This window comes from Streptomyces sp. NPDC006435 (assembly GCF_040612315.1).
GTDB lineage: Bacteria > Actinomycetota > Actinomycetes > Streptomycetales > Streptomycetaceae > Streptomyces.
In genome coordinates this window covers 1-10,729 of sequence record NZ_JBEXPY010000094.1, presented here as the reverse complement: position 1 = coordinate 10,729, position 10,729 = coordinate 1, and the positions used below count along the sequence as shown (strand labels likewise).

The following is a 10,729-nucleotide window of genomic DNA, read 5'->3' as shown; positions in this document are numbered from 1 at the left end:
GCACGCCGGTCGGTGTCGGCGGCGTGGACGAGGTGCAGGGGCCGGGACCGCCGGTCCGCCTCCGCGGCGGCCCAGAGCGCGGCCGCCCGCGCGGAAGACGACCCGTCGATCCCCACGACGACATCGGCGAGCTCGGGCCGGACAGGGGTCTCACTGCTCATGACTCCTCCTTCGGGCCACCGGGGCCACACGTCCCCGAGGACGACACTCCCCACGCTCGCACCCCTGCGGGCCTCACCGGCATGGGCCGTTCGGCCCCGATCGAGACCTGCCCGGCCCTCTCTCCCCGGTAGGCGCGGTACGAGTCTGGAGCCGTGAACCGGCACGGTCGAGGAGGCAGTGATGACAGCCCAGGTCACCGTGGGTCTGGACGGATCGGAAGAAAGCCTCGCCGCGGCTCGTTGGGGGGCGGGGGAAGCGGTGCTGCGCGAGGTGCCGCTCCGGCTGGTGCACGTGGAGGAATGGCCGAACACGCCCGAGGTGCCGCTTCCGTACGCCCGGACTCCCGCCGATCGGGCCGAGGAGTTGCTGCGGGAGGAGTCGGACCGCGCGCGGAAGGGGCATCCGGACCTGGAAGTGTTCACCGTGCGAACGCGCGGCCGGGCGGCGGCCGAGCTGACGGCCGCGGCGGACGAGGCCGATCTGATGGTGCTCGGGTCGCGGGGTCTCGGCGGCGTCCTCGGCTTCGTCGTCGGCTCGGTCTCCCTCTCGGTCGTCGGCGCGGCACGGAAGCCGGTCGTCCTCGTGCGCGCGGAGGAAACGGGGCGGCATGCGGAGCCGGCGGCCCCCCGCGACGGAATCCTGGTGGGCGTCGACATCCATCATCCGTGCGAATCCCTGCTGGCGTTCTCGTTCGCGGAGGCGGCCCGACGGCGGGTGCCCCTCCGGTTCCTGCACAGCTGGACGCTGCCCGCCTCCTACGGCCACGCGTCCGTCGTGGCCCCGGGGATCGGCGAGGAACTCGGGGCCGGCCTGCTCCGCGATCTCGACGGCCTTCTGGCGCCCTGGCGCGAGCGGTTCCCGGGAGTGGAGGCCACGGCCGGGGCGATCTCGGATTCCGCCGCCCACCGGATGGTGCAGGCGTCACAGGACGCGGAACTCGTGATCGTGGGTCGCCGGACGCCCAGGCTGCCCGTCGGGGCACGTCTCGGCCACGTGGCCCATGCGGTCCTCCATCACAGCCCCGCTCCGGTCGCGGTGGTTCCCCTGGGAGAGCCGACCGGGACGGGATGAAACGGCAGCCGGGCGTCAGGTCTCCCGCCCGTCGGATCCGTCGGCGGTGCCGGGCGCGCCCGGCACCAGGATCCGCCGCCCCGTCACGCGGTGCGGGGAGAGCAGCACGGCCGTGTCCCGTCCGTCCCCGGCCCACGGCTGCGAGTGCGGGGCGTCCCGGAGGGCCCGTGCCTCGACGGGGTCGGCCACCGTGCGCACCGGGCCGACGAGGAGCACGCTCCAGCCCTGGCGGAACGCCTCGTCCAGATGGTCCTCCTCGAAGGCGATCTCGGCACCGGCCGCCGCCGCGATCCCGAGCGCGGACGTGGACGTGGTGATGAAGAGCACCTTCCTGCCGAGGACCCGGTAGTTGACGGGGAAGACATCCGGTCCGTCCGCCGCCTCGACGGCGACCCGGCCCACGCCGTGGTCGTCGAGCAGCGCCCAGCACTCCTTCTCGTCGACCGTCTCCAGCCTCGGCCGGCTCCCCGCCGGGCCTTCGCCCGGTGCGAGTTCGGCCGTGAGACCCGTCAGATCCTGGACCGTCGTCTCCAGGGCGTTCGCCAGCCGGACCAGGAACTCGATCCCGGGGGCGGGCAGCCGCTCCTCCACGTAGGCGATGTAGCCGGGGCTGGAACCGGACCGGACCGCCACCTCCTCCCGGGAGAGGCCGAGCTGTCGGCGCCTCGTCGCGACCCGGCGGCCGAGATCGCTCCGGTGGTGCTCGTCGGCGGCGTTCATCATGCTTCTCCCTCGACGTTCACCGCTCGGTTCTGCGGCACGACGGCGACGGGGCAATCGGCGTGGTGCAGGGCGCGGTGGGCCACCCTGCCGAGTTGCAGGCCAATGGCACCGTCCCGGCGGCGTGCCCCGACGACCAGCAGGTCGGCGGCGGCGGAGCGTTCGGTCAGCACCCTGTGCGCGGGCCCCTCGACGGTGCTCCTCCGCAGGCGGACCTCTGGGTGTTCCCGCGTGCCCGCGTCGAGAGCCCTGGCGAGCATCCCGGATGCCCTCTGCTCGAAGCCGGGACTCGTCTCACCGGTCGGGAGCAGGTGGTCGACCGGTTCGGGGGCGGGGCGCCGCCAGGCGCGGACGACGTCCAGCTCCGCCTGCCGCAGCGCCGCCTCGCGGAAGGCGAACCTGACGGCCGGCGAGTCCGTGTCGTGGTCGCCGATGCCCAGCAGGACCCGCTGATGAAGAGCGTCCCGGGCGTGCCGGTCCCCCCGGACGACGACGACCGGGCAGGAGGCCCGGGCTGCGACGACGAGGCCGACCGAGCCAAGCAGGAGGTCGCCCAGTTCGCTCCGTCCACGCGACCCGATGACCACGGCCATGGCTTCCCGCCCTTCCCTGAGCAGGGCGCCTGCCGCGTCCTCGGCGGCGATGTCCGTGCCGAGGGAAAGGCCGGGTGCCCGTTGCCGGGCTCGTTCCGCCGCCCCGCCGACGATGTTCTCGGCAAGGACCTGGGCCGAGGGACGGTCGGTGGTCCAGGCCGGCACCACTCCTTCGTACCGTTCCCACAGCGAGGCGTGCACGATGCGCAGGGGACATCCGTGCCGCACTGCCTCGTCGACGGCCCAGTCCAGGGCCGCGAGACTGGCGTCGGAACCGTCGACGCCCACCACCAGGGGGGCTTCCATCGTGCCCACCGCCTTCCGGTCGCATGATGGCCTGCTGCCACGCTCGCACCGACGGGGGGAACGGGGTAGGGCCGGTCGGTCCCGGGTACGGTCCGCCTGGTCCTGCACCGTCCGGCGAGGCCTGGCGCGGCATGAGGGGGCCCCGTCCGCCTCTCCGGGGCCCGCCCCGGTCAAGGGGATCGTCCGGTCCATTCGGCTCCGGAGGGGGCGCGGTATCCGTGCTGTCGGCCGGGGGCGTGATGTCGGAGGGGACGTTCTCCGCGAGGTGCCCTCTGCACGGGTCCGGGACGGGTCGTGGCACGCGCCGGGCACCTGCCAGGTCCGGGCCGGGGAATCCGGCCCGTGCGGTGTCCGGGGCGGTGGACACCTCGGCGGGGTTCACGGCGCCTGTGCAGAGGTCTTCCTGTCGTTCGGCGGGTAGTGGTGGACCCGGGCGTCGGGACCGGGGAACACCAGGGTGACCCGGCCCGTGTCCGACCAGCGGACGTCGTAGGGCGGAGTGCCGTCCATGTGGTGCAGTCCGATGATCTCGCCGTCCCGCCCCTCGTCCCCGACAGTGGCACCACCCACGATCAGCCGATCGCCCACCCGGGCCCGCAGCCCGGCACGCGGTTCCACCGGGCCGTTTCGTCCCTCGGTCCCAGCCATGGCCTTCTCCCGATCGCCGCGGGTTGCGGGACCGTCGCGTCCTGGGACGGCCCGTGCTCCCGAGCCCACCCTGCGCCCGGCCGACTTCCCCCCATAGGGGCCATCGGTCCCGGAAGGGGACCGTTCGGCACTGCCGCCCGCTGCGGCGGCGCAGCAGGGTGGGATCTGCCGGGATCCCGCGCCCCCATGAGGAGGGCCGTCATGCAGCATCGAACGGTTTTCGAAGTGATGACGCACGACGTCGTCACCGCGGCTCCCTCGGCCTCGTTCAAGGAGATCGCCCGTCTCTTCGCCGGGAACGACGTCTCGGCGGTCCCGGTCGTGGACGAGGATCGACGTCTGCTGGGCGTGGTCTCGGAGGCCGACCTGCTGCGGGCCACCGCCGGGCTCCCCGACCTGGAGGGCCGCTGGGCGGGCGTCCAGCTCCTGTCCCAGGAGCACGGGCTGCCCGACGCGGAGACGGCGGCCGAGTTGATGACCTCCCCGGCCGTCACGGCACAGCCTGGGTGGAATCTCGTCGAGACGGCTCGGACGATGCACCACAGGGGAGTGAAACGGCTTCCCGTTGCCGACGAGACCGGTCGGCTCGTCGGGATCGTCAGCCGCAGCGATCTGCTGCGCCCGTTCCTCCGCAGCGACTCCGCGATCCGTGCCGAGATCGAGCACGACGTCCTGGCCGGCACCCTGGGGCTCGCCCCCGACACGCTCCACGTCGCTGTCGCCGACGGGGTCGTGACCCTGACGGGCCGCGTCGACGAGCGCGCCGACATCCCCGTGATCGTGCGGCTGTGCCGTTCCGTCGATGGAGTCGTCGCCCTGCACGAGTCCCTCGACCACGCCTACGACAACCTCGCCCCGGACGTGGAGCCGCCGCGATGAGCGCCATGCGGGTGGCCCCCGTCATGCCCGACTACGCCGAAGCCCGGGCCACGTTCTCCTGGCGACGCGAGCGTTCCCGGCTCGCCGGGCTGCCGGGCGGGGGCGTCAACATCGGGTACGAGGCCGTCGACCGGCATCTGCGCGAGGGACACGGTGAGCGGGTCGCGCTGCGCTGCGTCGCCCGCGACGGGTCCGTACGGACCGTCACGTACACACGGCTGGCACAGGACAGCTCCCGGTTCGCCCATGTCCTGGAGTCGCTCGGCGTCGACCGCGGCGAGCGGGTGTTCACACTGCTCGGCCGCTGCCACGAGATGTATGCCGCTGTCCTCGGGACACTGCGCGCCGGCCGCGTCCTGTGCCCCCTGTTCGCCGCCTTCGGCCCCGAGCCGGTCGCACTGCGCATGGAGCTGGGAGACGCACGGGTGCTGGTCACCACCCGGGAGCTGTACGAGCACAAGGTGGCGCCTGTGCGGTCCCGTCTCCCGCACCTGCGTCATGTCCTGTTGCTCGACCCGGGACACGACCCGCCCCCGGGCGTCCGCTCCCTCCCGGACCTGGCCGCCGCCGCGCCGGACGCGTACACGGTGGGCCCGACCGCCCCCGAGGATCTGGCGCTGCTGCACTTCACCAGCGGCACCACGGGCACGCCCAAGGGTGCGATGCACGTGCACGAGGCGGTCCTCGCCCACCATGTGACCGCTTCGTACGCGCTGGACCTGCGCGCGGGCGACGTCTTCTGGTGCACTGCCGACCCCGGCTGGGTCACCGGCATGTCGTACGGCGTCATCGCGCCGCTCGCCCTCGGTGCGACGACCGTCGTCGACGAGTGCGACTTCGTTCCCGATCGCTGGTACGGAATCCTCGCCGATCAACACGTCACCGTCTGGTACACGGCGCCCACCGCGGTCCGGATGCTCATGCGGGCCGCGCCGCGAGACGGCGGGGCGGCCCCGGTCAGGCGTCACGACCTCTCGTCGCTGCGGTTCGTCGCGAGCGTCGGTGAGCCGCTCAATCCCGAGGCGGTCCGCTGGGGGCAGGAGGCGCTCGGGCGTCCGGTCCACGACACCTGGTGGCAGACGGAGACCGGCGCCATCATGATCGCCAATTTCGCGGCCGATCCGGTGCGTCCCGGCTCGATGGGCCGCCCCCTGCCGGGTGTGGAGGCCGCCGTGCTCGCCTGTGGCGAGGACGACCGGGCCGCTGTCACCGACGGTCGTGTCCGGGTCCTGCGGGAGCCGGACGCGCAGGGCGAGCTCGCCCTGCGCGTCGGCTGGCCCTCCATGTTCCGCGGCTATCTCCACGAGTCGCGCCGCTACGAGAAGGCCTTCGCCGACGGGTGGTACCTGACCGGAGACCTGGTCAGCCGTGACGCCGACGGCTGGTACTGGTTCGTCGGCCGCGCCGACGACGTCATCAAGTCCGCGGGTCATCTCATCGGCCCGTTCGAGGTGGAGAGCGCGCTCATGGAACATCCGGCGGTCGCGGAGGCCGGGGTCGTCGGACGCCCCGATCCGCTCGCGGGCTCGATCGTCAAGGCGTTCGTGCTGCTGCGCCCGGAGTACGCGCCGAGCGACGGATTGCGCCGGGATCTCACGGTGTTCGCCCGTCGACGCCTCGGCCCTGCGGTGGCGCCACGGGAGATCGAGTTCGCCGCAGACCTGCCGCGGACGCGCAGCGGGAAGGTGATGCGCCGCCTGCTCCGGGCCCGCGAACCGGGCCTGCCCGAGGGCGACGTCTCGACGCTGGAGACACCCGGACCGGCCGGGACCTCCCGGCCCGGCGGAAGGAGCGCGTGATGGCCGCCGGAACCGCCCGGACGAAGCGGCCCCGCCGGACGCGCACGCCGTCTCCCTCTTCCCCCGTGCACGCGTCCGACCACGACCGGGAACTGCTGCGGCGGATGCTGCTCATCCGGCGGTTCGAGGAGCGGTGCGTCGAGTTGTACAGCGCGGCGGCCATCCGGGGATTCGTCCACCTGTACATCGGCGAGGAGGCGGTGGCCGTCGGGGTCCACCAGGCCCTCGACGAACGCGACGCGGTGGTCTCCACGTACCGCGAGCACGGCCACGCCCTGGCCCGCGGGGTGTCACCCGAAGCCGTGATGGCGGAAATGTACGGGAAGGTCACCGGATGCAGTCACGGCCGGGGCGGTTCCATGCACCTGTTCGACGTCCCGAACCGCTTCTACGGCGGCAACGCGATCGTGGGCGGCGGGCTGCCGCTCGCGGCCGGTCTGGCGCTCGCCGACCGGATGCGCGGGGAGCCCCGTGTGACCTGCTGCTTCTTCGGGGACGGAGCGTTCGCGGAGGGCGAGTTCCACGAAACGGCGAATCTGGCCGCGCTCTGGGGACTGCCTGTGCTCCTCGTGTGCGAGAACAACCTGTACGCGATGGGGACGGCTCTCGCCCGCGAACATGCGCAGACCGACCTGGCGATGCGCGCCGCGTCGTACGGGATGGCCGCCTGGGCTGTCGACGGCATGGACGTGCACGCGGTGGAGAAGGCGGCGCGGGACGCCGTCGAGTCGATCCGGGCCGGCAACGGTCCGCACTTCCTGGAGGCGCGGACCTACCGGTTCCGCGCGCACTCCATGTACGACCCCGACCGGTACCGGCCCAAGGAGGAGATCGAGGAGTGGAAACGGCGCGACCCCCTCATCGTCCTCACCGAGGAGCTGCGGAAGGCAGAGCTGATCGACACGGCCGCGCTGGATTCCCTGGAACACGAGGTCGCGGAGGAGATCGGCCGGGCGGTGCGGGCCGCCGAACAGGCGCCCGAGGAGTCGGCCGAAACACTTCTTCACCATGTCACCGGCCGCCCCGAGGAGGTTTCGCCATGAGTGCGCGGAAGCAGCCCGGCGCATCTCCCGGTGACAACACCATCACCTACCGGGAGGCACTGCGAGAATCCCTGCGAGAAGCGCTCTCGGCGGACGAACGGGTCTTCCTCATGGGAGAGGACGTCGGTCGCTACGGGGGCTGCTTCGGGGTGAGTCTGGGACTCCTGGAGGAGTTCGGTCCGGACCGGGTCCGGGACACGCCCTTGTCTGAATCGGCGTTCGTCGGAGCCGGAATCGGCGCTGCTCTGGCCGGTATGCGGCCGGTCGTGGAGATCATGACGGTCAATTTCAGTCTTCTGGCCCTGGACCAGATCCTCAACAACGCGGCCACGCTGCGGCACATGTCGGGTGGGCAGCTCGGAGTGCCGCTCGTCATCCGGATGACCACGGGGGCCGGAAGGCAGCTGGCGGCACAGCACTCCCACAGCCTCGAGGGCTGGTACGCCCACATCCCGGGTCTGCGCGTCCTGGCGCCGGCCACGCTCGACGACGCCCGCCGGCTGCTGGCGGCCGCCCTGGCCGATCCCGACCCGGTGCTGCTCTTCGAGCACGGCAGCCTCTACAACATGTCCGGCACTCTCGATCCGGCGGTCCACGAGGTGGACCTGGACCGCGCTGCGGTCCGTCACGAGGGCGGCGACGTGACGGTCGTGGCCTACGGAGGCTGTGTGCCCAAGGCGCTCCGGGCCGCGGAGGACCTGGCGGGCGCGGGCATCGGTGCCGAGGTGGTCGACCTGCGCACGCTGCGTCCCCTCGACGACGCCACGGTCATCGGCTCGGTGCGGCGCACCCACCGAGCCGTCGTGGTCGACGAGGGCTGGCGCAGCGGCAGTCTGTCCGCCGAGATCGAGTCGCGCATCTGCGAGCAGGCGTTCTTCGAACTCGACGCACCCGTCGAACGGGTCTGCAGTGCGGAGGTCCCCATCCCCTACGCCCGCCTTCTGGAGGAAGCGGCGCTTCCCCAGCCGGCGGACATCACGGCGGCGGCGCGCCGGGCGGTGGGCTGACATGGCCGAATTCACGATGCCGTCCCTCGGTGCCGACATGGACGAGGGCACGCTCTCCCAGTGGCTGGTGCATCCGGGTGACCGGGTCGAACGAGGTGATGTCGTCGCGGTCGTCGAGACCGCCAAGTCCTCGATCGAGGTGGAGTGCTTCCGGAGCGGCACGGTGGACACCCTCCTCGTCGACGAGGGCGCCACCGTGCCAGTGGGCACTCCGCTGGCCCGGATCGGTACGTCCACCGACGGCCCGCCTCCCGCGACACCGCTGGTCCGCCGCCTCGCCGAGGACCGGCACGTCGACCTGTCCGCCCTTCGTGGTTCGGGTCCGGGTGGCAGGATCACACGATCGGATGTGGAGCACGGGAGACAGCAGCCCACACACGCCCCGGCACGGAGGCGGGCCGCCGGGGCCGGACCGGAGGTCTCCCGCACGAAGCGGCGGGCAGGGCCGACGAAGCCCGGCAAGGGTTCGGAGGGGGCGCCGCCTCCTCCGGTGCCGCCGAGGGCCTCGCCGCTCGCCCGACGACTGGCGGCGGAGCTCGGCGTCGATCTCGCCGCGGTGACGGGCACCGGCCGGAACGGCACGGTTCGCGCGGAGGACGTCCGTACCGCTGCGGCCTCCGCACCCGCCCCACCGCCGGTGGTTCGTGACACGGCGCGGGCCGCGACCGCACGGCTGATGGCCCGTTCGAAGCGGGAGATCCCGCACTTCTACCTCTCCGCGACCGTAGACATGACAGCAGCCCTGGACTGGATGCACGCGCGCAACCGCGACCTGCCGCTGTCCGCCCGTCTGGTGCCGGCGGCACTCACGCTCAGGGCCGTCGCGCTCGCGGCCCGGAAGGTGCCCGAACTCAACGGGCACTGGATCGAGGACGACTTCGTCCCGGCGGAGGGCGTGCGGTTGGGCGTGGCGGTCTCCTTGCGGGGCGGCGGCCTCGTCGTCCCCGCCCTCGCCCACGCCGACACACTGTCCGTGGCCGAGGTGATGGCCGCGCTCAGGGACCTGGTGGCGCGGGCGCGCGGCGGCCGGCTCCGGGCTTCCGAGACCGCCGACCCGAGTCTCACCGTCACCAATCTCGGTGATCAGGGCGTCGAGACCGTTTTCGGTGTCGTCTATCCGCCCCAGGTCGCGCTTGTCGGCCTCGGCCGGATCGTCGAACGGCCGGTGGCCGTGCGGGGGCTGCTCGGGGTACGTCCCACGCTGACGGCGACATTGTCCGCCGATCATCGTGCCGCCGACGGTGCGACCGGCGCGCGTCTCCTGACCTCCTTGGACCGCTTCCTGCAACGACCGGAGGAACTGTGAACCACGACCAGGCAGGTGCGTTCGTCCGGCGGGCCGTCCGGCGTGTCGTTCCCGATGCCGACTTCACTGGGCTCGATCCGGACGCGTCCCTGCGGGAAACGTTCGAGATGGATTCGCTGGACTTCCTCGAATTCGTCGAGGCGCTCGCCGGACTCGGTGGCCGGGAACTCACCGAGGACGACTACGCGGCTCTCGACACCTGGAACGGCTGCGTCGCCCGCTTGCTGACCGCGGCGGAGACGCCCGCACGCGGAAGGAACGGATGATGCGTCACAGCAGGATCGCGGAGTTGATGACCCGCGACGTGGTGAGCGTCCATGGCGAGGTCCCGTTCAAGGAGATCGCGCGGGTGCTCGCACGGCACCGGGTGACCGCGGTGCCCGTGGTGGGCGGCGACGGCCGGGTGCTCGGTGTGGTCTCCGAAGGGGACCTGCTGCGCAAGGCCGCCGACCGGGCCGCCACCCCGGGCGGTCCGCCCCCCGTACCGGGACTGGAGGCGTGGGAACTGGCGAAGGCCGAGGGAACTCGCGCCGAGGAGCTGATGTCGGCTCCCGCCGTGTGCGCCCGCCCCGGATGGACGGTGGCGGAGGCGGCCCGGCTGATGGAGGTCCAGGGCATCAAGCGCCTCGTCGTGGTCGACGACGAGGACCGGCTCGTGGGAATCGTCAGCCGTCGGGATCTGATGCGGATCTTTCTCCGTGAGGACGACGACATCCGCCGCGAGATCGTCGACGACGTGCTCGTCGGCGCCCTGCGTCTCGACCCGGCCTCGCTCACCGTCGAGGTGCGCGGGGGCCGGGTCGAACTCGGCGGGAAGCTGCCGTCCCGCGGCATGATCCCGGCCGTCGAGCGCATGTGCGCGACGGTTGACGGCGTGGTCTCGGTCTCCTCGGCCCGTCTTGCCCCGGACACCGATGACACGGACTGAACCCAGTGGCCCCGGATGTTCACCGGACCGGCCGGTCGGCCCTGCGAATCCCCTTCCCGGTACGGATACAGGCGTGTTCGCGGCGTCAGGACGGCGCGCGTGCCTCGGCGTCGGTGGACGGCCGGGCCTCGGACCGGCCTGCCCGGACAGGCATCTTCGCTCACAGTGCCCAGGGGCGGAGAGCAGATCGGCGACGCTGCGCCGGTCGCGGTTCTCCGGCGGCTCCCCGGCCGCCCTTCCCAACGCGATCATGGAGATGATCGCCCA

Annotated in this window: 11 protein-coding genes and 1 pseudogene; 8 read left to right on the top strand and 4 right to left on the bottom strand. The window is 72.5% G+C overall.

Annotated elements, in window-relative coordinates:
- Positions 1-161: universal stress protein (locus tag ABZZ04_RS38925; RefSeq protein WP_356936973.1), on the bottom strand; the 161-nt coding region annotated here is incomplete at its 3' end.
- A gap of 181 nt (positions 162-342) precedes the next feature.
- Here ABZZ04_RS38925 and ABZZ04_RS38920 point away from each other — a divergent pair.
- On the top strand, positions 343-1,233 hold the full coding sequence (locus ABZZ04_RS38920) for a universal stress protein (RefSeq protein WP_356936971.1): 891 nt from the start codon (positions 343-345) through the stop codon (positions 1,231-1,233).
- A gap of 15 nt (positions 1,234-1,248) precedes the next feature.
- On the opposite strand, the gene ABZZ04_RS38915 is transcribed toward ABZZ04_RS38920, so the two are convergent.
- The 3 genes and pseudogenes from ABZZ04_RS38915 to ABZZ04_RS38905 form a co-directional block, all read right to left on the bottom strand.
- Positions 1,249-1,956 (bottom strand): pyridoxamine 5'-phosphate oxidase family protein, encoded by a 708-nt coding sequence (locus ABZZ04_RS38915; protein ID WP_356936970.1) that lies wholly within the window; start codon positions 1,954-1,956, stop codon positions 1,249-1,251.
- Positions 1,953-2,852: a universal stress protein gene (locus ABZZ04_RS38910; protein WP_356936969.1), complete on the bottom strand. Its 900-nt coding sequence runs from the start codon at positions 2,850-2,852 to the stop codon at positions 1,953-1,955. Before ABZZ04_RS38910 ends, ABZZ04_RS38915 begins: the two co-directional genes overlap by 4 nt.
- Positions 2,853-3,272: 420 nt before the next feature.
- Positions 3,273-3,452, bottom strand: a pseudogene (locus ABZZ04_RS38905) (DUF1918 domain-containing protein); the annotation flags it as partial.
- A 249-nt stretch (positions 3,453-3,701) separates the two neighbouring features.
- Here ABZZ04_RS38905 and ABZZ04_RS38900 point away from each other — a divergent pair.
- From ABZZ04_RS38900 to ABZZ04_RS38870, 7 genes are all read left to right on the top strand, one after another.
- Complete coding sequence (locus ABZZ04_RS38900; RefSeq protein WP_356936968.1) at positions 3,702-4,379, top strand: CBS domain-containing protein; 678 nt, start codon at positions 3,702-3,704, stop codon at positions 4,377-4,379.
- Positions 4,376-6,178, top strand: coding sequence for an acetate--CoA ligase (gene acsA, locus ABZZ04_RS38895; protein WP_356936967.1), 1,803 nt, complete (start codon positions 4,376-4,378; stop codon positions 6,176-6,178). Before ABZZ04_RS38900 ends, acsA begins: the two co-directional genes overlap by 4 nt.
- Before the next feature lie 104 nt (positions 6,179-6,282).
- The gene (gene pdhA / locus ABZZ04_RS38890) at positions 6,283-7,221 is read left to right on the top strand and encodes a pyruvate dehydrogenase (acetyl-transferring) E1 component subunit alpha (protein WP_356936972.1); all 939 of its coding nucleotides are present in this window, start codon (positions 6,283-6,285) and stop codon (positions 7,219-7,221) included.
- Positions 7,218-8,228: a pyruvate dehydrogenase complex E1 component subunit beta gene (locus ABZZ04_RS38885; protein WP_356936966.1), complete on the top strand. Its 1,011-nt coding sequence runs from the start codon at positions 7,218-7,220 to the stop codon at positions 8,226-8,228. The genes pdhA and ABZZ04_RS38885 overlap by 4 nt, the downstream gene beginning before the upstream one ends.
- Before the next feature lies 1 nt (position 8,229).
- Positions 8,230-9,534 (top strand): 2-oxo acid dehydrogenase subunit E2, encoded by a 1,305-nt coding sequence (locus ABZZ04_RS38880; protein WP_356936965.1) that lies wholly within the window; start codon positions 8,230-8,232, stop codon positions 9,532-9,534.
- A complete protein-coding gene (locus ABZZ04_RS38875; RefSeq protein ID WP_356936964.1) occupies positions 9,531-9,800 on the top strand; it encodes a phosphopantetheine-binding protein in 270 nt (89 codons plus the stop codon). The genes ABZZ04_RS38880 and ABZZ04_RS38875 overlap by 4 nt, the downstream gene beginning before the upstream one ends.
- On the top strand, positions 9,800-10,462 hold the full coding sequence (locus ABZZ04_RS38870; RefSeq protein WP_356936963.1) for a CBS domain-containing protein: 663 nt from the start codon (positions 9,800-9,802) through the stop codon (positions 10,460-10,462). Before ABZZ04_RS38875 ends, ABZZ04_RS38870 begins: the two co-directional genes overlap by 1 nt.
- Positions 10,463-10,729: the final 267 nt, after the last annotated feature.